This is a genomic window from Micromonospora maris AB-18-032, from assembly GCF_000204155.1.
GTDB lineage: Bacteria > Actinomycetota > Actinomycetes > Mycobacteriales > Micromonosporaceae > Micromonospora > Micromonospora gifhornensis.
In genome coordinates this window covers 3446709-3468351 of sequence record NC_015434.1, presented here as the reverse complement: position 1 = coordinate 3468351, position 21643 = coordinate 3446709, and the positions used below count along the sequence as shown (strand labels likewise).

General features: G+C 72.7%; 17 protein-coding genes. 10 read left to right on the top strand and 7 right to left on the bottom strand.

Annotated elements, in window-relative coordinates; genetic code table 11:
* Window positions 1-176: 176 nt before the first annotated feature.
* Both VAB18032_RS15380 and VAB18032_RS15375 read right to left on the bottom strand, forming a co-directional pair.
* Window positions 177-1220 carry a TRM11 family SAM-dependent methyltransferase gene (locus VAB18032_RS15380; RefSeq protein ID WP_043720803.1) on the bottom strand — a complete coding sequence of 348 codons (1044 nt, stop codon included), beginning with the start codon at window positions 1218-1220 and terminating at the stop codon, window positions 177-179.
* 115 nt (window positions 1221-1335) lie between these two features.
* On the bottom strand, window positions 1336-2526 hold the full coding sequence (locus VAB18032_RS15375) for a snapalysin family zinc-dependent metalloprotease (protein ID WP_013733783.1): 1191 nt from the start codon (window positions 2524-2526) through the stop codon (window positions 1336-1338).
* A gap of 230 nt (window positions 2527-2756) precedes the next feature.
* On the opposite strand from VAB18032_RS15375, the gene VAB18032_RS15370 reads away from it, so the two are divergent.
* The 4 genes from VAB18032_RS15370 to VAB18032_RS15355 all read left to right on the top strand — a co-directional run bounded on the left by VAB18032_RS15370 (window position 2757) and on the right by VAB18032_RS15355 (window position 6536).
* Entirely contained in the window at window positions 2757-3359 is a 603-nt protein-coding gene (locus tag VAB18032_RS15370; RefSeq protein ID WP_013733782.1) for an AMIN-like domain-containing (lipo)protein, read from the top strand.
* A gap of 114 nt (window positions 3360-3473) precedes the next feature.
* Window positions 3474-4154 carry a response regulator transcription factor gene (locus VAB18032_RS15365; RefSeq protein ID WP_043720799.1) on the top strand — a complete coding sequence of 227 codons (681 nt, stop codon included), beginning with the start codon at window positions 3474-3476 and terminating at the stop codon, window positions 4152-4154.
* A gap of 13 nt (window positions 4155-4167) precedes the next feature.
* The gene (locus VAB18032_RS15360; RefSeq protein WP_013733780.1) at window positions 4168-5607 is read left to right on the top strand and encodes a sensor histidine kinase; all 1440 of its coding nucleotides are present in this window, start codon (window positions 4168-4170) and stop codon (window positions 5605-5607) included.
* Between the two features lie 53 nt (window positions 5608-5660).
* The gene (locus VAB18032_RS15355; protein WP_232510812.1) at window positions 5661-6536 is read left to right on the top strand and encodes a Gmad2 immunoglobulin-like domain-containing protein; all 876 of its coding nucleotides are present in this window, start codon (window positions 5661-5663) and stop codon (window positions 6534-6536) included.
* A gap of 41 nt (window positions 6537-6577) precedes the next feature.
* On the opposite strand, the gene VAB18032_RS15350 is transcribed toward VAB18032_RS15355, so the two are convergent.
* The 5 genes from VAB18032_RS15350 to VAB18032_RS15330 all read right to left on the bottom strand — a co-directional run bounded on the left by VAB18032_RS15350 (window position 6578) and on the right by VAB18032_RS15330 (window position 11492).
* Window positions 6578-7546 carry an ion transporter gene (locus VAB18032_RS15350; RefSeq protein ID WP_013733778.1) on the bottom strand — a complete coding sequence of 323 codons (969 nt, stop codon included), beginning with the start codon at window positions 7544-7546 and terminating at the stop codon, window positions 6578-6580.
* 154 nt (window positions 7547-7700) lie between these two features.
* The gene (locus VAB18032_RS15345) at window positions 7701-9227 is read right to left on the bottom strand and encodes an FtsX-like permease family protein (protein ID WP_013733777.1); all 1527 of its coding nucleotides are present in this window, start codon (window positions 9225-9227) and stop codon (window positions 7701-7703) included.
* Window positions 9224-9979 (bottom strand): ABC transporter ATP-binding protein, encoded by a 756-nt coding sequence (locus VAB18032_RS15340; protein WP_013733776.1) that lies wholly within the window; start codon window positions 9977-9979, stop codon window positions 9224-9226. Before VAB18032_RS15340 ends, VAB18032_RS15345 begins: the two co-directional genes overlap by 4 nt.
* Window positions 9976-10518, bottom strand: coding sequence for a PadR family transcriptional regulator (locus VAB18032_RS15335; protein ID WP_043720794.1), 543 nt, complete (start codon window positions 10516-10518; stop codon window positions 9976-9978). Before VAB18032_RS15335 ends, VAB18032_RS15340 begins: the two co-directional genes overlap by 4 nt.
* A gap of 104 nt (window positions 10519-10622) precedes the next feature.
* Window positions 10623-11492: an alpha/beta fold hydrolase gene (locus tag VAB18032_RS15330; protein ID WP_013733774.1), complete on the bottom strand. Its 870-nt coding sequence runs from the start codon at window positions 11490-11492 to the stop codon at window positions 10623-10625.
* A 461-nt stretch (window positions 11493-11953) separates the two neighbouring features.
* Here VAB18032_RS15330 and VAB18032_RS15325 point away from each other — a divergent pair, with 461 nt between their 5' ends.
* From VAB18032_RS15325 to VAB18032_RS15300, 6 genes are read left to right on the top strand one after another with little or no spacing between them, the layout of a single operon-like run.
* On the top strand, window positions 11954-12151 hold the full coding sequence (locus VAB18032_RS15325; protein ID WP_013733773.1) for a hypothetical protein: 198 nt from the start codon (window positions 11954-11956) through the stop codon (window positions 12149-12151).
* Between the two features lie 5 nt (window positions 12152-12156).
* Window positions 12157-13407, top strand: coding sequence for a cytochrome P450 (locus VAB18032_RS15320; protein ID WP_013733772.1), 1251 nt, complete (start codon window positions 12157-12159; stop codon window positions 13405-13407).
* Window positions 13391-14095, top strand: coding sequence for a hypothetical protein (locus tag VAB18032_RS15315; protein WP_013733771.1), 705 nt, complete (start codon window positions 13391-13393; stop codon window positions 14093-14095). Before VAB18032_RS15320 ends, VAB18032_RS15315 begins: the two co-directional genes overlap by 17 nt.
* On the top strand, window positions 14095-16338 hold the full coding sequence (locus tag VAB18032_RS15310; RefSeq protein WP_013733770.1) for an ATP-binding cassette domain-containing protein: 2244 nt from the start codon (window positions 14095-14097) through the stop codon (window positions 16336-16338). The genes VAB18032_RS15315 and VAB18032_RS15310 overlap by 1 nt, the downstream gene beginning before the upstream one ends.
* A complete protein-coding gene (locus VAB18032_RS15305; RefSeq protein WP_013733769.1) occupies window positions 16335-18488 on the top strand; it encodes an ATP-binding cassette domain-containing protein in 2154 nt (717 codons plus the stop codon). The genes VAB18032_RS15310 and VAB18032_RS15305 overlap by 4 nt, the downstream gene beginning before the upstream one ends.
* Window positions 18488-21631 (top strand): DUF4135 domain-containing protein, encoded by a 3144-nt coding sequence (locus VAB18032_RS15300; protein ID WP_013733768.1) that lies wholly within the window; start codon window positions 18488-18490, stop codon window positions 21629-21631. Before VAB18032_RS15305 ends, VAB18032_RS15300 begins: the two co-directional genes overlap by 1 nt.
* The last annotated feature ends 12 nt before the right edge of the window (window positions 21632-21643 follow it).

Sequence of the window (21643 nt, the reverse complement as noted above, 5' to 3'; positions counted from 1 at the left end):
CCTCCCCCACCCCGCCCCGCCGCCCCCACCCCGCCCCGCCGCCCCCACCCCGTCGATCTTGCACTTTGTGTCGCGGCATAAGCCACAAAAGCCTCATCACGGCGACCGAAAGTGCAAGATCGGCGGGCAGGGGGTGCCTGCGGGCTGGGGTGGGGGCGGGGAGGGTGGGTGGGGGGCTAGGGGGTGGGTTTTTGGGCTACGAGGATGTCGCGGACGATGGCCTGGTCGACGCGGTGGGACAGGGTGCGCCAGGGACCGTCGTCCAGGACGGTGAGGCCGGCGGCGGTCAGGTGTTCGGCGGCAGCCTCCCGGCGGGCCACGTTGGTGTTCCAGGAGATGCCGAGAGCGCCGCCGGGGCGCAGCAGCCGCGCCCAGCCCGGCACGGCCGCAGCGAGCAGGGCCAGGGGATCGCGGGCCAGCCCGTCGGCGGTACGACTGCCGTGCTGCACACCGTACGGCGCGTCGGCGACCACCAGGTCGACGCTCTCCGGGCGGAAGAATTCGCCGATCCGGGTGGTGTCGGCGTTGACCACGTCCACGGTCTGCACGTCGCCGGCCTTGTGCGCCTCCTTCGAGGCGGCCACCTCCAGCCGCAGCCGACGGCCGACCACCTTGCGTTCCCGGCGTACCGGCCCGGATTCCAGCACCCGGTGCTTGACCCGCTTGCGCTTGAGCCAGGTACTGAGGAACGTCTGGTACGCCTCGAAGTCCTTGCTGTCGCGGTCCAGGCCGGCGGCGTCGAAGCCGTACATCATGGCCTGGTTGACCGTGGTCCCCCGGCCGCACAGCGGATCGATCACCCGGAACCGCCGGGTGAGCAGCTCGTCGGCCCAGGTCGAGGCGAGCAGCGTGACGTTGAGCAGCAGCTTGGTGAACTGTTCGTTGGTCTTGCCCGGGTACTTCTGGATGGTGACCAGGTCGTCGTCGTAGCGGTCCAGCCGGGTCAGCGGCACCGGACGCAGCAGATCATCGACGAACTCGAAGATCGCGTACGCGCTGGACAGGTTGCTCAGCAACGCCACGTCCCGCTCGCCCAGCCCGCCCTCGACACCGAACGTGACGTACGGGACGCCACCCACGGTGGTCGTCTCCACCGCCCCGAGTCGCCCGCCGAGCACCGCCCCGCCGAAGATCTCCAGCTCCGCCCGCGTCAACTCGACAGCCGCCCCCGAGTACACCCGGTTACTCGACGGCAGAATCAGCACCCCATACCGTTTCACGACCAGCCACTATTCCACGGCGGCACCCGCCGGCCCCCGCCGCCCTGCGCAGCGGCGTGGTGCCCGCGAGCCCTGTCCGGGCTCGCGGGCACCAGGTGATCGAGCGGTGTCAGGGTCAGGCGGGCAGACCGCCGACCTGGGTGTTGATCCAGGAGCGGATCGAGGGGAGGTCACCGTAGATGGACGGGGCGGTGGCGCAGGTGGAGCTGTTGTTGCCGGCGCGGCTGGTCGCACCGATCACGTTCCACACGCCGTTGATCTTCCGCACCTGCGGGCCGCCCGAGTCGCCGTAGCAGGCGCCGGCGTTGCCGTTGGTGTTGTTGGTGCAGATCTCGTACGGGCCGTTGATGCCCAGGCACCGGCTGTCGGCCACGATCGAGGTGTCCAGCTCGTTCGCGACGGTCGGCGCGGAGCCGCAGCCGCGGGGCGCGCAGGTCTGGCCCCAGCCGATGATCCGGGTGGCGGTGCCGACCGCGCCCGAGGTGGTCGGGATCGGGGCCGGCGCGTAGCTGACCGAGCTGGAGAGCTGGAACAGCTTGACGTCGATGCTCGGGTGGTTGACCGCCCGGCTCACGCCGACGACGGTGCCGCCGCTGGTGCGGTTGATGCTGCCCACCCGCACCGAGGAGGGGGTCGAGCAGTGCTTGGCGGTGACCACCCAGTTGGCCTTGATCAGGGTGCCGGTGCATCCGGAGGTGTAGACCAGCCAGGGGTAGTTCTCGGTGGCCGGGCGCCCGTTGACCACGAGCGTGCCGATCCCTCCGGCCTCGTCCCCGGTCCAGGTGTACGTCTCGGCGACCTCGGCGGTGCTGCGGCTGCCGGCGAAGAGCTGGTTGACCCGGCTGGCCTCGGCGGCGCTGGGGTTGGCGTTGGTGCAGGAGACCGGCGCGCTGCTGCCGGACATCAGGTCGGAGCAGAGCCCGGTGCGCCGGTCGGGCAGCCCGAGGATGTGACCGAACTCGTGGGTGGCGATCCGGGTGCGGTGGTAGCCCTGGTTGACTGCCTGCCAGCCCATCCAGATCCGGCCGGAGCCGAGCCCGGTGACCTGTGCCCGGGGCCAGCCGGTGTCGACCAGGATGGTGACGTTGGCGGGGGTGCCGGGCACCAGCCGGACGTTGCTGACCTTGCTGTTCCAGATCTGGGCGGCCTGGTCGAAGTTGGTCCGGAACTCGCCGGCCCGGCTCGCGTCGTAGTAGACGGTTCGGGCGGCGGAGGCGCTGGCGGCGGTGGCCACCTGCAGCCCCGTCGCGGCCAGCACCGCTGCCAGCGCGACGGTGGCCGCGCGCAGCAGTCTCTGTCGGATCATCTCGTACTCCCCTGCGGAAACCCGCGGCGCATCGACGCACCGCGATCGATGTCCGTGGATATTAGTAGACATCAGTCAATAGGTGTCATCGCGGAAGTGTCATACCGCCCGCACGGCGTTGCCCGGCTGTTACGTCCCGGTGAAGGCGCGGTGGCGAAGCGTGTCGACGGTGGACTCCACGAGCATCACCGGCCCGCACGGGCGGGCCGGCAGCGGAGAGGAGATCCACGATGCGAATCAGCAGAACTCTCGCCGCCCTGACGGTGGCGTGCGCCGTCCTCCTGACCACCGCCGGTACGACGGCCACCGCCGGTACGACGGCCACTGCGGGCACAAGAGCCGCAGCGACCGCGACCGGCGAGCCGTACTGCGGAATCACCTGGGGCAGCGGGGACAAGGTGGCCGGCGCGCTGAGCGACGCCCCGTTGACCGAGGTACGCACCGGCCGGCACGACTGCTACGACCGGGTGGTGTTCGAGTTCGACGGGACGGTCACCGGCTACTCGGTCGGCTACGGCGAGACGTACACCGAGGGGGAAGGGCTGGCCCTGTCGCCGTACACCGCGGGTGGCGCGCTGCTGCGGGTGTCGTTGCGGGCGCCCGCGTACGACGACGAGCACCTCGCCACCGTGCCGTACCGGGTCGGTGACCACGTGGCCAACGTGCTGCGCTACCAGACGCTGCGCGACGTGGTTTTCGGCGGCAGCTTCGAGGGTTACAGCACCTTCGCCGTCGGCGTACGGGCCCGGCTGCCGTTCCGGGTCCTCGTGCTGGCCGGGCCGGGCACCCACAGCCGGATCGTCCTCGACGTGGCGCACCAGTGGCAGCAGTGATCGGCAGGGGCGGTAGTGACCGGTAGTGGCGACGGGTGTCCGGCGTTCGGGCACCCGCCGCCGACCGTCACGGCGAGCGACGACCGGGGTGCGCGGGACTACCCTGGGTACGTCATGGACGGCCGCGTGCTGGTGGTCGAGGACGACGCCTCCATCAGGGAGGTCACCGCCCTCGGGCTGCGCCGCGCCGGGTTCCGGGTGGACACCGCCGCCGACGGTCGACAGGGTCTGGCCGCCTGGCGCGCCGGGTCGGTCGATCTGATCGTGTTGGACGTGCTGCTGCCGGGCTTGGACGGTCTGCAGGTGTGCCGGGAGATCAGGCGCAGCAACGCGGTGCCGATCCTCATGCTCACCGCCCGCACCGACACCATCGACGTGGTGGTCGGGCTGGAGTGCGGCGCCGACGACTACCTGCGTAAACCCTTCGACCTGCCCGAACTGGTGGCCCGGGTACGGTCGCTGCTGCGCCGCGCCGTCGCAGCACCCGAGCCGGGCCCGCTGCGGATCGGTCGCCTGGAGATCGACCCTGGCGCTTTCGTGGCCCGCCGGGACGGTCACGAGCTGCCGCTGACCGCCACCGAGTTCCGGCTGCTGCTGGAGCTGGCCCGCCGCCCGGGGCAGGTCTTCACCCGCGAGCTGCTGCTGGAACGGGTCTGGGAGCAGGGCTACCTCGGCGACAGCCGGCTGGTCGACGTGGCGGTGCAGCGGCTGCGGGCCAAGGTCGAGGACGATCCGGCCAGTCCACGCCTGATCCGCACCGTACGTGGTGCCGGCTACAAGCTGACCGCGAGCTGAGCGGGCGGCGGCGATGGCCACGGACCCGGTACGTCCCGGCCGGCTACGTCGCCGCCTGACCGTCGCGTTCGTGCTGGTCGCCGGGGTCTCCGCCGGGGTGCTCGCCGGCGGGTCGTACCTGCTGCTGCGGCAGGCCAGCTACGACGCCTCGCTGCACGCCGCCGCCGCGGACGCCCGGTACCGGCTGGTGCTGGCCGGACAGTTCCTGCCGTTGACCGAGCAGCGTCGCACGGAGCTGCTCACCAGCTTCGAGGGCAGCGGCCGACACGTGGTGCTGGTCACCGGTGACGTGTGGCCTTCGCATCCGCAGCACGCGCCGGCACTGGGCGAGCCGCTCCGGGCCACCGTCGCGGCCGGACAACTCGGCTACCAGCGCAGCGACGGGCCGCCCCGGCTGCTCGTGGTGGGTGGGCGGATTCCCGGCTCCACCGCCGAGCTGTACGTGATCACCGGCGAGGACGACGTCGCCGCCGGCCTCGATCGGCTGCGCAACGCCCTGGCGGCCGGCTGGGTCCTGGTGACGGTGCTCGCCGCCGCGATCGGACACACCCTCGCCCAGCGCACCCTGGAACCGGTCGGGCGGGCGAGCCGGGCGGCCCGGGCGATCACCGAAGGGCTGCTGGCGACCCGGCTGCCGGTGCGGGGCCGGGACGAGTTCAGCGACTGGGCCGCCTCGTTCAACGAGATGGCGGAGGCGTTGCAGGCGAAGATCGTCGCGCTGCGTCGGGCGCAGGATCTCCAGCGCCGGTTCACCGCCGATGTCGCGCACGAGCTGCGTACCCCCGTCACCGCTCTGGTGGCCGCGGCCTCGCTGCTGCGCGAGCACCTCGACCAGCTGCCCGGCGACGCCCGACGCGCCGGTGAGCTGCTGGTCGAGGACGTGGTCCGGCTGCGACGGCTGGTCGAGGACCTGATGGAGATCTCCCGGCTGGACGCCGGGCAGGAGGCCGTCGTGGTCGCCGACGTGGACGCACCGGCCCTGTTGCGCGCGATCGTGGCGACCCGAGGCTGGCAGGGTCGGGTCGAGGTCGACGACGAGCCGGTGCGGTTACGCACCGATCCGCGCCGGCTGGAACGGGTGCTGGGCAACCTGATCGCCAACGCGGTGCAGCACGGCGACGGCGAGATCCGTGCCCGGGTCGCGCGGGCCGGTAACCGGGTGGTCTTCGACGTCGACGACCAGGGGCCGGGAATCCCGGCCGCACACCTGCCGCGCCTGTTCGACCGCTTCCACAAGGTCGACCCGGCCCGCTCCGGCGGTGGCAGCGGGCTCGGCCTGGCCATCGCCCAGGAAAACGCCCAACTGCTCGGCGGCCGGCTCACCGTGCACAGTGCCGTGGGCAGCGGCACCCGGTTCCGCCTCGACCTGCCCGACCGTCTCGACCTGCCCGACCGCCTGGACGCCGATCGGTGCGACGCAGGCTCGTCGGATTGCACCGGCGGTGCCGGGTGAGCCGGCACCCGGTCGGCACAACGGCGCGGCGGCGGTCGGCCGGGATTGCCGTCGTGGTGCTGGTCCTGGCGGTGGGATGCGCGCCGTCGCGGTCCGGATCGCTCGGCCCGGCACCCAGCGTCGCCGCGCCCACCACCGGCGTACCCACCACCACCGGCGCCGTGCCCGGCGGGCCCGCCACCGTCGCGTCGTCGGCCGCCACCGCCGCGCCGGCGGCGGGCAGCTCCGCTCCCCCGCCGCCGAGCACCGGGCCCGTGGCCAGCAGCCGGCCTGCGAACCTCACCCTGGAGCTGTGGTACGTCCGCGACGGTCGTCTCGTCCCGACCCGTCGCACCCGCCCCGCCACCGTCGCCACCTCGCGGCTGGCACTGACCGAACTGGTCGCCGGACCGAACCCGGCGGAGGCCAGCACCGGTCTGGTCACCCTGCTGCCCGCCGCCGAGGTGAGCCGGATCGAGGCCGGGGTGGCCACGGTACGCCTGCCCGAAGCCCTCGATCCGGGCACCGCACGGCTGCGCGAGGCGCAGGTGGTCTACACGCTCACCCAGTTCCCCACCGTCCGGCAGGTCGCCTTCGGCACCGCCGCACCGGCCGGGCGCGTCGACTACGCCGACCTGCTGCCCGCGATCGTGGTCACCCACCCGGTCATCGGAGACCGGGTGAGCAGCCCGGTCACCGTCAGCGGCAGCGCCGACGTGTTCGAGGCGACCGTCAGCGTCCGGGTACGCGACGCCGCCGGCCGGCAGCTGGCCACCGCGTTCACCACCGCCACCTGCGGCACCGGCTGCCGGGGCGGCTACCGGGTCACCGTCGGCTACCGGCTGGACCGTGAGCAGCCCGGCACCATCGAGGCGTACGAGGTGTCGGCCGTCGACGGCAGCCCGACCAAGCTGGTCTCCGTACCGGTGACGTTGGCCGCCACCCGGTAGCGCCGAGCGGCCCTGCACGGCCCTCTGCCCGGCGGCGGTGGTCAGCGGCGCTTGCGGCGGCCTCTGGCCCGGGAACGCTGGCTTACCCGCGGCTTGGACAGCACCAGCGTGCCGGCCTCGGCGGTCACCCGGCCGGTGGCCGGCGGACCGATGAGCTCCTGCTCCGGCAGCCGTCGTTCGAGGTCGGTGATGATGGCCTGCACCCGGGCCAACTGCTCGCGGACCGACGGCTCGTCCTCGGCGTGCCCGCCGGGCGGACGATCGCTGCGCTGGGCGGCGACCTGCTCGTCCTGATGCGCCTCCTGCAACGCGGTCAGCACCAGACCCACAAGCAGATTGGTGAGCAGGTAGCAGGCGGCCACCATGTAGGAGACGTAGTACAGCACCGCCCAGCCGGTGACCTCCCGGCCGGCCTGGAGCGTGTCGGTGATGCCGTCCAGCGACAGCAGCAGGAACAGGGTGAGCATGGCCTGCCCCACGCTGCCGTACTCCTGCGGGTAGGCGACACCGAACAGCATCCAGCCCAGCATCGCGTACCCGTACAGCAGCAGCGCGGTGACCAGCAGGAAGCTGGCCAGTCCGGGCAGGCTGCGCCGGATGCCGACCAGGATCACCCGCAGGCTCGGGAAGAGCCGGAACGCGCGGACGATGCGGGCCAGCCGCAGCAACCGCAGCAGGGTCACGTTCTCCCGGACGCCGGGCAGCAGCGGAGCGACCACGATCACCAGGTCGAAGACGTTCCACCGGTCCCGCAAGAACCCGCCGGGGGCCAGCGCGTGGGCACCGAAGCGCACCAGCAGTTCCAGCACGAACAGGGTGAGGCAGGCGTACTCGACCGTCCGCAGCGCGGTGCCCACGATGGCCACCACCCCGCCGTACGTCTCCAGGCCCAACGCCATCGCGTTGACGATGACCACGGCGAAGCTGGCCAGATTGAACCAGGAGGCGCCGACGACGGCCTGGCACCGGGCGGCAAGCCGGCGCAACGGACTACGGACAGTGCGTGCCATCTTACTCCTCGACCGGCTCACGACCGGACGGCAGCCTATGACACCCGTGGCCCGCCTCCGCACCCGGATCGGCCACAAAGGACAGTCCCCTGGTCACCCCGCTGAAGCCTCGGGCCTGTCCCCCACCGGCTCGATCGCCCGGCCGGTCAGCGGCTCAGCTGGCCCGCAGTTCGGCGGGATCGGTGGTGGAGCGGTGCATCAGCACGCTCGCCCCGATCACCAGGAGCACGGCCAGCAGCGCGATCGACATCACCGCGACGATGTCGGCCCAGGGCACCGCGGCCTGAAGGGTGTGGGTGACCTCGCGATACTCCAGGTGACGCTCGGCGTCCGGCCCGGCGCACTCGGCCGGCGTGCCGACGCAGACCGTCCGGCCCCAACCCGCGGTGGCGGTCGTGGTGAAGGCCCGCATTCCGGCCAGTCCGACCAGGCCCGCGATGGCGATGCCGGGTACCGCCGGCAGCAGCACCCGCCAACACAGGGCACGGGCCAACACCGCCCTCGGGGTGCCGCCGGCCACCAGTGCGGCGATGGCCCGGCGACGGGCCACCCCGGCCTCGACCAGGGCGATCAGCAGGGTGAGCGCGGCCACCCCGATGAGACTGACAAGCACCGCGTCGACGAGGGTACGGACCTCCGACCGAAAGGCCGCGGTGCCCCCGAGATCCAGGGGCGGGGTGTCGTAGCCCAGCGCCGGGTCCAGCATCGCGGCCGTCCGCACCGCCACCTCGGTGTCCAGCCAGGAGTGCAGCATCATCGCGGCGGCACCGAAGGCGGTGACGACCAGGATGACGGTGAAGCTGCGGCTGCCGGCATGCGGGTCGGCGAGGATCTGCCGGGCCGCGATCAATGCGCTGGGTCGCCGGGTCACCCGCAGCAGCAGCCGGGCGCTGCGGTAGCCGATCCAGGCCACCGTGAACATCAGACCGAGCAGCATCACGACAGTGCAGCCGAGCAGCGCGATGACGAACAGGTCGTCACGGTTGGCACCGAACCCGCCCTGCCGGACGTACTCGCTGCGCATCACCGCACTTATCGACACCAGGCCGCCCAGGCCGAGCCCCAGCAGCAGGGTCGGCCAGGCCCGTACCGGCTGTTGCCGGCTCTGCCGCAGCACCCCGAACGGGGTGATGGCCACCCGACGCAGCAGGACGACGGTGAGCAGCGTGGTCAGCAACGGCACCGCGACCGCGATGGCCACGATCGCCGTGACCGACGGCAGCACGTCCGTCGGCAGTGGCCGTACCCCGGCGGGGTCCGGGCGGTCGAGCAGCACCCGCCCGACGAGGTAGCCGACCACGCCGACCACCGAGCCGATCATCGCCGCCAGCCCGGTCTCCACAGCGGCGACCCAGGTGATCTGCCTCGGCGTCGCGCCGGCCATCCGCAGGGCCGCCAGTCGGCGGTTGCGGGCAGGTGCCCCGAGTCGAGCGCACTGGGCGACCAGGAACAGGATCGGGATGCTGCACAGCAGCATCGCCACCGCGACGTTGAGCAGGAGGCCCGGTTGGGTGAGCATCCGGTTGTGGTAGCGCCCGGCAGCCGACTCGATGCTGAGCACAGTGGCGCAGCAGAGCAGCACCAGCACCGCGATCGCCGCTCCGGCGGCGGTAACCGGCACCCGGGCCCGGTCGCTGCGGGTGCCGACGAAGGCCAGACGGAACAGGCTGCCCGGTCTCACCGCACCTCCCCGCGGAGCACGACCCGCCGGTCACCGTCACCCCGACCACCGCCGCCGTCGTCCGGGCCATAGCTGTCGCTGCGTCCGTCGCTGTCCACGCGGCCGTCGCGCATGGTGATCTCCCGATCCGCGTACGCGGCCACCTGCGCGTTGTGGGTCACCACCAGTACCGTCGTGCCGTGCTCCCGGGCCAGCCGGACCAGCTCCACCATCACCTGCTCACCGGCGAGGCTGTCCAGCGCCCCGGTCGGTTCGTCGGCGAAGAGCACCTGCGGTTCGGTGACCAGAGCGCGGGCCAACGCCACCCGCTGCTGCTGACCGCCGGACATCTCGCCGGGCCGCTTACCGGCCAGGTCGCCGACGCCCAGCCGGTCGAGCAACGCCTGGGCCCGTACCGCGGCGTCCCGGTAGCTGTGGCCGCCGAGTTGCAGCGGCAGGGTCACGTTCTCGATCCCGGTCAGTTCCGGCACGACCTGACCGAACTGGAAGAGCACCCCGAAGACGGTACGACGCAACCGGGATCGCTCCGCTTCGCCGGCGGTGCCGATGTCCCGCCCCTGGAACCGCACGCTGCCCCGCTGCGGAGCCAGGATGCCGGACAGGCAGTGCAGCAACGTCGACTTGCCACAGCCACTCGGGCCGGTGACCGCCACGATCTCGCCCTTGTCGATGCTCACCGACACGTCGCGCAGGGCCGCGGTCGGCCCGTACCACTTCTCGATGTGCTCGGCGTGCAGGATCGGTGCGCTCATGACCGTACCTCCGCGCGAAGCTGACCGATCCGGTCCACCGTGGTCGCCATCCAGCGCAGGTCGGCATCGAGGTGATTGAGCAGGTAGTCGGCGGCGGCCAGTTCCGTCACCGAGGCGCCGCCGCCGGTCTTGACGGCGGTCAACTCCCGCATCCGGGCCAGGTGGGCGGCACGCTGCGCGGCCAGGTACGACCGGGCGGTCGCCTCGTCCGGCGTGGCGAGCAACGCGACGATGACCTTGACGAACAGCTCGCCCGACACATGCACCGCAGGCGGTACGGCCCGACTCAGCCACCCGTCGAGCGCGGTCCTGCCCTCCGGCGTGAGCCGGTAGGCCACCCGGTCCGGCCCGCCGACGCGCTGGTGGGCCGCCTCCACGATGTACCCGTCGCGCAGCATCCGAGCCAACGTCGTGTACAGCTGGCCGAAAGCCAACGGCCGGACCCCGAGCAGCCTGCGGTCATGCTCACGCTTGAGCTCATAACCATGGCTGACCCCCTGAGCGGCAAGGACACCAAGCAGCACATGTGCGGTCGACATGACCCCACTATTCCCTGTGAGAATAGTGCCGGTCAACCCCGCTCCAGCCGTCAGCCGTCAGCCGTCAGCTGACGGCTGACGGCTGACGGCGCTGGTTGCCGGAGTCAGCCGCGCCCTGCGAGGTCGCGCGGCTCGGTGGCGAGGAAAACGCGGATGGCCTCGGAGATGGCGGGCCAGTCCACACCGAGCTCGAGGAAGTGACTGTCGGACCTGCTCTCGACCAGTACGGCCCGACGGATCGCAGACGCCAGGTGCTCGGCGTCGTCGAAGGAGACGGCGCCGTCGTGCCGGCTGGCGATCACCAGTGTCGGCTGCCCGATCTCGGCGGTGACGTCGACGTAGGGTCGCAGGTCCTGGCGGAAGCCCGTACCGGAGCGCATCGCGGAGAACAGGGCGATCAACGTGGCGCGATGCTCGGGCCGTACGTCCGCCAGCAACTGCCGGGGCGGCACGGTGGACAGCCCGCCGAGCAGCATCCGCAGGCCGGCATCCGGTGCACGACGCAGCAGCCAGCGCAGCCCACTCCAGGTCAGCCGCTCGGCAACCGGCGAGAAGATCAGGTTCGCCAGCAACCGATCACGACGCCCCGGCCAGCGCGGGCCCTGGGGACACTGGAGGATCAGCCGCTCGACCAGGTCAGGGTGGCGGGCGGCGACGGTCATCGCAGTCGGGCCGCCGGCGGAGATGCCGAGCACGGCCGCGACCTTGTCGATCCCGAGGTGCCGGCAGAGCTCAGCGGTGACGTCGGCGAACCCCGCTCTGGTCGTACCGGTCGACAGCGGGGTCCGCCCGTAGCCGGGACGCGATGGCGCCAGCACGGTGATGTCCGCGTCGGCGAACACGGTCTCGTCCCACACCAGCCCGGCCCGCAAGTGTCCACCGTGCAGAACCACCACGACGGTGTCGCCCCGCCGCTCCAACCGGTACTCCACCGCCCCCGACCCAAGGCGTGCCACCGTGGTCGAACGCTGCACCGAACCTCCCACCACCCCACCCTAAGCCGCCCTCACCCCACCCACCGCCCCCTCGCCGCCCTCTCCGCGCCCCCTCGCCGCCCTCTCCGCGCCCCCTCGCCGCCCTCTCCGCGCCGACCTTGCACTCATGGTCGCCGATACGTAACTTCTGCGGCTTATGTCGCGACGGAAAGTGCAAGATCGACGGGGTGAGGGGGGTGGGGTGGTGGGGGGATGACAAGTGTCATGGGTGGGAGGTGCGCGGTGCCCTACCGCTGGTGAGGGGGTGCGGGAAAACTGATCCGCAACGCAGCCGAGCCGACAGTGGCACGGAGAGCAACCGGGTGAGGACGGGCTGGCCGTTCGCGGAACAGCCGACATGAAACAGCTGTGGGTAGTCCAGATACCCACAGCTGGCTTCATCCTAGCCGGATTTGCTCGCCCGTGCATGAACCACGATGCGCCACTTCAGGAGAGACGACATGCGCGACTTCGGAGCAGACAGCATCAGCGTGATCCGTGCGCGGGCCGCCGCGCTCGCGGCCTCCTGGCTCGACGGTGAGGCCGGGGCCCCGCAGGACCTGCTACGGGTGGAGAACCTGGCCACCGGGCCGACCGAGCCGGTTCCGTGCTTCTGCCTCGGCACGTTCTGCTGGGTCGGCACGCCGTTGCCGGAGTAACACCGATGTCCGGGCTGCCCTCGGCAGGGCACGCGCTGCTGCTCGATCCGTCCACCCGCGACGACCCGACCCTCTACCGGCGGCTGCACGCCGAGGCGCCTGTTCTGCGTACCGCCGGGTTGTGGCTGGTGTCGGGCTACCAGCAGGTGTCGAGGCTGGCCGGTGACCCACGACTGGTGATCGACCCGCGGGCCGGCGACCCGCCGTTGCCCCTGACCCAGTCGGAACGACTGGAGTCGATCTTCGGTGGGATGCTCAGCTTCCGTGACGGTGCGGCCCACCGACGGCTGCGGCAGCTCGTGTCCGGGGCGTTCAGTGCCCGCCGCACCAACGCCCTCGACCGGACCGTACGCGACCTCGTCGCCGGCCTGATCGCGCAGGCCGGCGACGCCGAGTTCGACGTGGTGCCGGCGATCGCCGAGCGGCTGCCCGTGCTCACCACCTGCCGGCTGCTCGACCTGCCGACCGAGCACTGGTCCCGGGTCGACGCGTGGGCCCGGACCCTGACCGGCCAACTGTTCCGTTTCGGCCAGTCCGCCGACCAGCTGGCCGAGGTGCACCGCCAGGTCGACGAGATGACCCGGTTCATCGACGATCTCGCCGCGGAACGCCGCGACCGCAGCGGTGATCTCGTCGCCGAACTGCTCGACGCCGCCCAGGGCGCCGATGCCCGGCTCAGCCACGACGAGTTCGTCTCGTTCGTGGTGCTGCTGTTCATCAACGGCCTGGAGACGGCCACCGCGGCCATCTCGATCTGTGTGGCGCAGCTGCTGCACCGCCCGGAGCTGGCCGCACGGCTGCGCCGGGAACCCGACCACGCCCTGGAGGTGGTCGACGAGTGCCTGCGCCTGCAGAGCCCGGTCTGGCTGGCCGCCCGGCGGTCGCTCGCACCGATCGAGGTGGACGGTCAGGTGATCGAGACCAACGATCCGGTGTTCCTGCTCTGGGCGGTGGCCAACCGGGACCCGGCCATCTTCGCGTACCCCGACGAGTTCCGGCCCGGTCGCGCCGGTCGACACCTCGCGTTCGGGCGCGGGCCGCACCACTGCCTCGGCGCGGCGATGGCCCGGGTCCAGGCCGCCGAGGTGCTGCGACAACTGGCGGCGTACGAGCACCTGCGGGCGGGAGCGGGTCCGGCCCGGCGGCGGCACACCGCCGCCCTGAACACGTACGACTCGCTGCCGGTGACGGTCACGCCGGCCGGCGAGCCCCTGTCGAGGCGAGCGGAGGCGAGGCTCCATGCCACGAGCCGGTGAACTGGACGACGTCGTACGCCTGACCACTCGACGTAGCTGGGCCCTGCTGACGGCCGTGCTGCTGGCGCTCGGCGCCGGCACGACGTGGGCCGTGGTCGCCCGGATCGAGTCGACGGTGTCGCTGGACGGCATCCTGCTGGCCGGTGCGGGTCCGACCCTGGTGACCGCACCGGCCTCGGCGACGGTCGCCTCGGTCAGCGCGGTCGTCGGCCGGCCCGTCGCGGCCGGAGAGGTGCTGCTGACGCTGCAGGGTGAGGACGACGACGATGCGGTGACGGTGACCAGCCCGGTGGCCGGGATCCTCACCACCCTGACCGCCCGCCCCGGCACCCAGGTCAAGGGCGGTGCCACCCTCGGCGTCGTCGACCGCGCCGATCAGCGGCTGTCCGCGCTGCTGCTGCTCGACGCCGGACAGCCGGCCGCCGTCCCGGCCGGGGCGCAGGTCCGCGGCGCCGGCCTGACCGGCACCGTCACCCGCGTCGAGGCGTACCCGCTGAGCACGGCCGAGCTCGCCGGCCGGTACGGCATCGGGCGGCTGCCCGGCCACGACGACGACCGGCTGGTCCGGCCGGTGCTTGTCGACCTCGGGGTGTCGGCCTGGCCGGGCGCCACCCTGACCCCGATCCGGCTGGACCTCATCGTCGGTGCCGAACGGCCCGTCGACGTACTGCTCGGAGGTGGTCGCTGATGGTCGTGCTCGCCGACAGCCAGGCCACCACGCCGCCGGCCGAGGAACCGCAGCCGCAGCCACGCCGGCAGCGGGCCGTACGCACCGTCGAGACGCCGCAGATGGAGGACGCCGACTGTGGTGCGGCCTGCCTGAGCATCATCCTCACCCACCACGGCCGGCGGGTGCCGCTGGCCGAACTGCGGGACCGCTGCGGGGTCGGTCGGGACGGAATGACCGCCTCCGGGTTCGCGCGGGCCGCCGCCGGCTACGGCCTCAAGGTCACCGGCCGGTGGATCGAGACCTCCGACCTGGACATGGCCTCCCGGGTGCCGGTGCCGGCGGTGGTGTTCCTCGACGGCCGGCACTACGCGGTGCTGGAGGGCGTCCGGCGCGGTCGGGCCTGGATCAACGACCCGGCCGTCGGCCGGCTGCCGTTGACGCCGGCCGAGTTCGCCACCCGGGCCAACGGCCCGGTGCTGGTCGCCACGCCGACGCCGGAGTTCGAGCCGGGTGGTGAGCGTTGGCCGTTCGCCCGCGCGGTGGCACAGCGCATCCGGCCGTACGCGCCGATGATCCTCGCCGGGGCGCTGCTCGGCGGCGTCGCCGCGGTGCCCACCCTGCTGGCCTCGTTGACCATGCGGGCCGTACTCAACCGGGTGCTGATCCTCGGCGACCTGGCCTGGCGGCCGGCGTTGCTGGCGATCCTGGTCGGCGGTGCGCTGCTGGCCGCGCTGGCCGGGTGGGCCCAGCAGCGGATCTTCGCCACCGCGCTGGCGGCGATGGCCACCCGCTTCTCCAGCCGCTACCTGACCGCGCTGCTGCGGCTGCCCGGCGAGTTCTTCCACCGTCGGCACCTCAGCGGCCTGGTCAACCGCACCCAGATGAACGACGGCCTCGCCATCGCGCTGTCCGAGCGGGTGGTGCTGCCCGCCGCCGCCGCGGTGACCGTGGCCGGGTACGGCCTGTTCATCGGCTATCTGGCACCCCGGCTGCTGGTGGTCATGTCGTTGGCGATGGCGGCACAGATCGTGCTGCTGAACGTGGTCCGGCGGCGGGCGGGCCCGCATCAGCAGCGGCTGCTGTTCGAGCAGTTGCGACGGGACAGCACCGCGCACAGCGGACTCAAGATGATCGAGTCGGTCAAGGCCGACGGCGCCGAGCGGTGGCTCTTCGCCTCCTGGGCCCGGTCCGCCGGCCGGACCCTGGACGCCGCCAACGCGCTGGCCTCGGCGACGCTGGGAGTGATGGCGCTCAGCGCGGCGGTCGGCCCGGCCGCGTTGGCCGGGCTGGCGTTGGTCGGCGCGCACGACGTCGCCGCCGGTCGCATCGACCTCGGTACGCTGCTCACCGCCCAACTGGTGGGCGGTGCGATGCTCGCCCCGCTCGGGCTGCTGGTCGGGCTGGGCTCGGAGATCCAGGTGACCCGGGTGCACGTCTCGGTGATCGACGACGCCCTGGCCGCCACCCCGCATCCGGCCCGGGCCACCGTGCTGGCGCCGGACGCGCCGCCGGAACCGGCGCAGCCGGCCCGGCTGTCCGGCCGCATCGAGTTCGATCGGGTCAGCTTCGGCTACGACCGGCACCGCCCGCCGCTGGTCCGGGACATCTCGTTCACCGTCGAGCCGGGCCAGTGGGTGGCCCTGGTCGGTGTCAGCGGCAGCGGCAAGTCGACCCTGGCCCGGCTGGCCGTCGGCGCGGCCGAGCCGTGGAGCGGGGCGGTGCTGCTCGACGGCCGGCCCCGCGAGACGTACTCCCGCCGGACGCTGGCCGCGTCGATCGGCTACGTGGAGCAGCAGCTGCGACTCTTCGAGGGCAACCTGCGCGACAACCTGACGCTGTGGGATCCGACCCTGCCCGAGGAGCGGCTGCGCGCCGCCCTGGTCGACGCCCGCATCGACCGCCTGGTCGAGCAGCGCGGTGGCCTGGACCACGGCGCGGTCAACGAACACGCCCGCAATCTCTCCGGCGGTGAACAGCAGCGCCTGGAACTGGCCCGGGCGCTGGCGGCCGACCCGCCGCTGCTGGTGCTCGACGAGGCGACCAGCGCGCTCGACGCGACCACCGAGTTCGCGGTCCTGGAAGCACTTCGCCGACGGGGGGTCACCTGCATGTTCATCGCCCACCGGATCTCGACCGTGCGGGACGCCGACCTGATCCTGGTGCTCGACCGGGGTGAGATCGTGCAACGCGGCACCCATGCGGAACTGATCGACACCGACGGCGTCTACCGCCGGCTGGCCACCGACGGACGGTCGGCATGACCACCGTCGATCCGACCATGGACACGCTGACCGCCGAGCGGACCGACACCGCCGTGAGCCGGGCGGCTGCCGATCTCGCCGCGGTCGACGAGGCCTGGCGGCGGCTCGCCGCGGCCGCCGCCGAACGGCCCGAGCGACCGGACGACGACGCCGCGCGGACCCTCGCCGCCCACTACGACCTGCCGTCGCCCACCCCCGGCACCGGGCTGGTCACGGCGCTGCGCGCCGCCGGTCTGCACTGGACCGAGGTACGACTCGACGGACACTGGTACCGGCGTGGCGCAGCACCGTTGATCGTCTTCCCGGTTTCCGGTCCGGCCGTGGCGCTCCTGCCGACCCGCGGTGGCTACCGCACCGCCCACGGGCGTCGGGTCACCGCGGCCGACGCCGGTGCGTACGACCGGACCGCCTGGCAGGTCTACCCTCCGCTGTCGGCCGGGCCGCCGGTGACCACCCGTCACCTGCTCCGGTTCGCCGCGCGGGGCGCCGGGCCCGACCTGCGTTTCCTGCTCACGGCCGGGCTGCTCGCCGCGCTGATCGGCGGTGTCCTGCCGTTCCTGTCGGCGTGGATCATCACCGGGGTGGCCGGTGGCAGTGTCGGCGGACAGCTGCTGTGGAGCCTGGCCGCGCTGATCGCCAGCTTCGTGGTGGCGAACGCGCTGCTGCTCTCGGCCCGCAACGCCGCCCTGGTCCGGCTGCAGGGGCGGCTGCAGCTCCGCCTGGAGCCGGCAGTCTGGAGCCACCTGCTCAGCCGGGACCTGCGCGCACTCGAGGAGATGGGCACCAGCGACCTGGTGCAGCGCGCGAACTCGGTCACCGAGATGCGCAAGGCGCTGTCCGACAGCGTCGCCGCGGGCGTGCTCGGCAGCGCCTTCGGGCTGGTCAGCCTGGCCGCACTGATCTTCGTCGACCCGGTGGTCGGCGGCTGCGTGCTCGTCGCGACCCTGCTGCTGATGGCCGCGGCGAGCTACGCGGCCATCCGCCAGCAGCGCCACGAGCTGGCCAACCGGGAGGCGTTCGCCGCCGTCGCCGGCTTCCTGCACACCGCCCTGCTGGCGATCGAGAAGATCCAGGTCGCGGCCCGGGAGGAGCGGATCTTCGCCGGCTGGGCACAGCGATACGCCCGGCAGCGGTCCACCGACGCGGCGACGCTGCGCTGGCAGGCGCGGGTGGCGGCCTGCTCGGCGGCGCTGCAGCCGACCCTGCTGGCCACGCTCGGCATCGTGGTCGCCCTGCGCCAGGACGTCGCGCTCGGCACCTTCGTCGCGGCCAGCATCGCGGTCGGGCAGTTCGCCGCCTCGGTCGGCATGCTCCAGGGCGGCGTCATCTCGGCGTTCTCCCTGGTCGCCGCGTACCGCCGGCTGGTGCCGGTGCTGACCGCTGCGCCGGATGTCACGCCGGGCGCGGCGGATCCGGGTCGGCTACGGGGGCGGGTGCAGCTGCACGAGGTCACCTTCACCTACCCCGGCACCGGTCGGCCCGTCCTCGACCGGGTCAGCATCACCGCCGAGCCGGGTGAGTTCATCGCCGTCGTCGGCCCGTCCGGGGCCGGCAAGTCCACCCTGATCCGGCTCCTGCTCGGCCTCGTCCCGCCCAGCTCCGGCGCGGTCCGCTACGACGGGCGCGACCTGTCCGAGCTGGACGTACGGACGGTCCGGGCGCAGCTGGGCGTGGTGCTCCAGCAGGCCCGGGCGGTACGCGGCTCGATCCGGGACAACGTCGCCGCCGGCACCGAGGACCTCACCGACGAAGCCGTCTGGCAGGCCCTGCGGCTGGCCGGTCTGGCCGACGAGGTCCGGGACATGCCGATGGGGTTGCACACCATGGTCAGCGAGGACAACAAGGCCTTCTCCGGCGGTCAGATCCAGCGGCTGATGGTGGCCCGCGCCCTGGCCAAGCAGCCTCCGGTGCTGGTGCTCGACGAGGCCACCAGCGCGCTGGACAACATCACCCAACGCAAGGTGACCGACCGCATCGCCGACCTCGACGTCACCCGGATCGTCGTCGCCCACCGGCTCAGCACCATCCGTGCCGCAGACCGCATCTACGTGCTGGACAACGGCCGGATCGTGGCCGAGGGCACCTTCGACCATCTGGTCGCCACCGCACCGCTGTTCGCTCGACTCGTCGCCAGGCAGGAGGTCACCTGATGACCACAACCAGCGCATCCCTCGGTCTGGGTGCGATGTCCGCTCCCGACACCCTGCTCGGTCTCGGCGGTGCCGACGAACGGCTGCTCAACGTCATCGCGTTGGCCGCACCGTTCGACGAGCGGGAGGCCGGCGTCTACTTCGCTCCGGTCCGCACCGGCGGGCGTCGTAAGCTGGCCGAACGGTCGCAGCGGTGGCTGCGCTCCGCGGTCGCCGACGACGACGTGTCCCTGCGGGCTCTGCTGCTGCACCGCCAGCAGACCAACCGGGATCTCGGCGCCGGCCTGGTCGACGTGGTCGTCCGCGACCCGGGAAAGCTGCCCGACTGGGCGTACGCCCTGGTGGACTTCCTGCTCGCCCAGCCGCCCACCGCCGCACAGGACCCGGCCGCCGAACTCGTCGGCGGGGTGTTCGTCTCCTTCCAGCGGGCGGCGATCCGGCTGACCGGGCTGCGGCAGAACAATCTGCGTGGCGTCGCCCTGACACCGGAGGCCGCCGACGACGTCACCGGTCAGCTCGTGCAACGCCTGATCAAGGTGTGTCACGCCGCGCTCGGCTTCGAACTCCAGATCGCCGACGGTGCGGCGACCCCGGTCAACTGGTACGGACGCGCCGGCATCGACGTCAGCCGGCTCGGCTGGCTCGGCCGGCTGGAGAGCCTGCCGGGTCTGGCGTATTTGATCGGGGTGACCTGCCTCAACTACAAGCGGGCCGTCGGTGAGATCTTCGACCGGCTGCACCAGGACCTGCCGATGCTGCGCCGGGAACTGTGGGCCTGGGCGGACCCGGGCGCCCTCGCCTCGTACTCCGGTGACTCCGGTGACCTGCACGACAGCGGCCGTACGGTCAGCCTGTTGTCGTTCGCCGGCGGCCAGCGGGTCGTCTACAAGCCCAAGGACCTCAGCAGCGTCGCCGGTTTCATGGACGTGCTGACCTTCCTCAACACCCACGGGCTGCCGCTGGACCTGACGACCCGGCGGGTGCTGCTGCGCGACGGCTACGGCTGGGAGGAGTACGTCGTGGCGCGGCCCTGCGTCAGCGGCGAGGACCCGGCCCGCTTCTACCGGCGGCTCGGCATGCTCACCCGGCTGGCCCAGCTCCTGGAGTGCCGCGACCTGTGGGCGGACAACCTCATCGCCATCGGCGAACGGCCGATGTTCATCGACCTGGAGAACGTGCTTCAGGGCCGGATGCGTAAGCCGGTGCTGCTCGGCCCGCGCGCCGAGGCGCTCTGGCACGAGATCGAGGAGAGCGTGGCGAAGACCGCCGTCGTGTCGTACCCGAGGATCGGGGTGCCGGGCCGGCGGGCACACGACATCGGCTGCTGCGCGCCGATGCAGGAACAGTTGGCGGTCGACTCCGACGGTTTCCCGGACGGGTGGGAGCCACCGCCGTACCGGCCGATGGTCGACGGCCGGTACGTCGACCCGGCGGCGCACGCCGACGACGTGTTGACCGGCTACCGCGAGATGGACGCCTGCCTGGTCGCCAACGCCCCGGCGTTGGCCGCCGAACGTGGCCCCCTGCACCTGCTGTCCCAGGCCCGGGTCCGCTACATCTGGCGCAGCACCTGGGACTACCTGACGATGCTCCAGGTCGCGTCCGGGCCGCTGGCGTTGACCGACGGGGTGGCCCGGGAGATCGTGCTGGCCCGGCTGTTCCGGGGCGCCCGCGAGGTGCTGCACACCGACCCGCGCCGCACCGACAGCCTGGAGATGATCGAGCGGGAGATCGAGGCGCTGCGCCGGCTGGACATCCCGCTGTTCCAGTCCGAGCCGATGACCTCGACGGTCCGTACCCCCGAGGGCTCCCGGGTGGAGAACCACTTCTCCGGCACCGCCTGGCAGCGGCTGCGGGACCGCCTCGACGAACTCGTCGAACGGGCCGAGTGCGGCGCCCCGATGCCGGAGGAGGCGCTGGCCGCCTGCCTGGACTTCGCCTCCGGCGGCCGGCCGATCTGGGCCCCGCCGCCCGGTGACCCCGACGGTCGCCGCGACCCGGCGCTGCTGGGCATCTCCGTCTACCACCCGAAGGCGTTCCGGGCCGAGGTCGACCACAGTCAGCTCCTGGCGGGCGCCTGCGCGGCGGCCGACGACATCATCGCCGCCGCCGTACCGGTCGGCGACGGGCAGCACGGCTGGGTCGGCGCGGTCCACTACCCGGCGTTCGGGCTCGACCAGCTCGAACCGCTGCACGGCGACCTGCTCACCGGCACCGCCGGGATCGCGGTCTTTCTCGCCGAGCTCTACCAGACCACCGGCAAGCCGACCTACTGGGCGTTCGCGCAGGACGCGCTGGCCGCCACCACCGAGTTCACCACGGTCGCCGGGCAGGCCAGCCTCTACCGGCGGATGGCCGGTGGTCGGCAGCCCGTCGGCGGGTTCGTCGGCATCGGCGCGACCATCTACGCCCTGGCCCGCTGCGGGCAGGTGATCGGCGACCCGCAGCTGCTGGCCCAGGCGCAGAGCCTGGTGCCGACCGCCCGTGACCTGCTGGCCGCCGGCACGAGCGTCGCCGACCCGGTGACCGGCCGGGCCGGGCTGCTGCTGGCCCTGCTCAAGCTCACCGAGGCGCAGCCCTGCACGGCGGCCGACGAACTCGCCGCCAGCCTGTACGAGCAGCTTCTCGCCGAACTGCCGGGCGGCGTGCCGGCGCCCTACCCGGCCGGGGTCGCGCTGCTCGACGCGTTGCCGTCCGGGGCGCCGGGGGTGGCGATGGCGTTGGCCCGCTACGCCGAGCGGAACGGCCTGAGCATCGACGACGAGCAGCTGGCGCCGGCCGTCGGGTCCACTTCGGGCGCGCTGCTGGCGGCGACGGTGGCCGCGGCGGCACTCGGCCGGGCCCGGCCCGCGCAGGCGCAAACACCGACGCCGGCCGGGTCACCGTCCAGCGTCGACCTGCTCGACCGGATCGAGCTGGGCCTGGCGGCCTGGCGGGGCGACGCCGACGAACAGCAGCACACGGCCGCGCACGCCGCCGCCCGTACGCTGCTGAGCCGCCGCGCCAGCCAGGGCCGCTGGTTCCCGGACCGGCGTCGCGCCGACCGGACCCAGTTGTCCGCCGTGGACGGTCTCGCGGCCGCCGGGCTGGCCTGCCTGGCCCTGGCCGAAGAGGACGTTACCTCGCTTCGAACGATGAGCTGACGGGAGAGATGC

What these genes read in the sequence shown, in the direction of transcription:
- VAB18032_RS15325 (WP_013733773.1), top strand. Translation starts at nt 11,954, where the DNA reads ATGCGCGACTTCGGAGCAGACAGCATCAGCGTGATCCGTGCGCGGGCC.
- VAB18032_RS15360 (WP_013733780.1), top strand. Translation starts at nt 4,168, where the DNA reads ATGGCCACGGACCCGGTACGTCCCGGCCGGCTACGTCGCCGCCTGACC.
- VAB18032_RS15310 (WP_013733770.1), top strand. Translation starts at nt 14,095, where the DNA reads ATGGTCGTGCTCGCCGACAGCCAGGCCACCACGCCGCCGGCCGAGGAA.
- VAB18032_RS15300 (WP_013733768.1), top strand. Translation starts at nt 18,488, where the DNA reads ATGACCACAACCAGCGCATCCCTCGGTCTGGGTGCGATGTCCGCTCCC.
- VAB18032_RS15350 (WP_013733778.1), bottom strand. Translation starts at nt 7,546, where the DNA reads ATGGCACGCACTGTCCGTAGTCCGTTGCGCCGGCTTGCCGCCCGGTGC.
- VAB18032_RS15315 (WP_013733771.1), top strand. Translation starts at nt 13,391, where the DNA reads ATGCCACGAGCCGGTGAACTGGACGACGTCGTACGCCTGACCACTCGA.
- VAB18032_RS15375 (WP_013733783.1), bottom strand. Translation starts at nt 2,526, where the DNA reads ATGATCCGACAGAGACTGCTGCGCGCGGCCACCGTCGCGCTGGCAGCG.
- VAB18032_RS15305 (WP_013733769.1), top strand. Translation starts at nt 16,335, where the DNA reads ATGACCACCGTCGATCCGACCATGGACACGCTGACCGCCGAGCGGACC.
- VAB18032_RS15340 (WP_013733776.1), bottom strand. Translation starts at nt 9,979, where the DNA reads ATGAGCGCACCGATCCTGCACGCCGAGCACATCGAGAAGTGGTACGGG.
- VAB18032_RS15370 (WP_013733782.1), top strand. Translation starts at nt 2,757, where the DNA reads ATGCGAATCAGCAGAACTCTCGCCGCCCTGACGGTGGCGTGCGCCGTC.
- VAB18032_RS15365 (WP_043720799.1), top strand. Translation starts at nt 3,474, where the DNA reads ATGGACGGCCGCGTGCTGGTGGTCGAGGACGACGCCTCCATCAGGGAG.
- VAB18032_RS15335 (WP_043720794.1), bottom strand. Translation starts at nt 10,518, where the DNA reads ATGTCGACCGCACATGTGCTGCTTGGTGTCCTTGCCGCTCAGGGGGTC.
- VAB18032_RS15320 (WP_013733772.1), top strand. Translation starts at nt 12,157, where the DNA reads ATGTCCGGGCTGCCCTCGGCAGGGCACGCGCTGCTGCTCGATCCGTCC.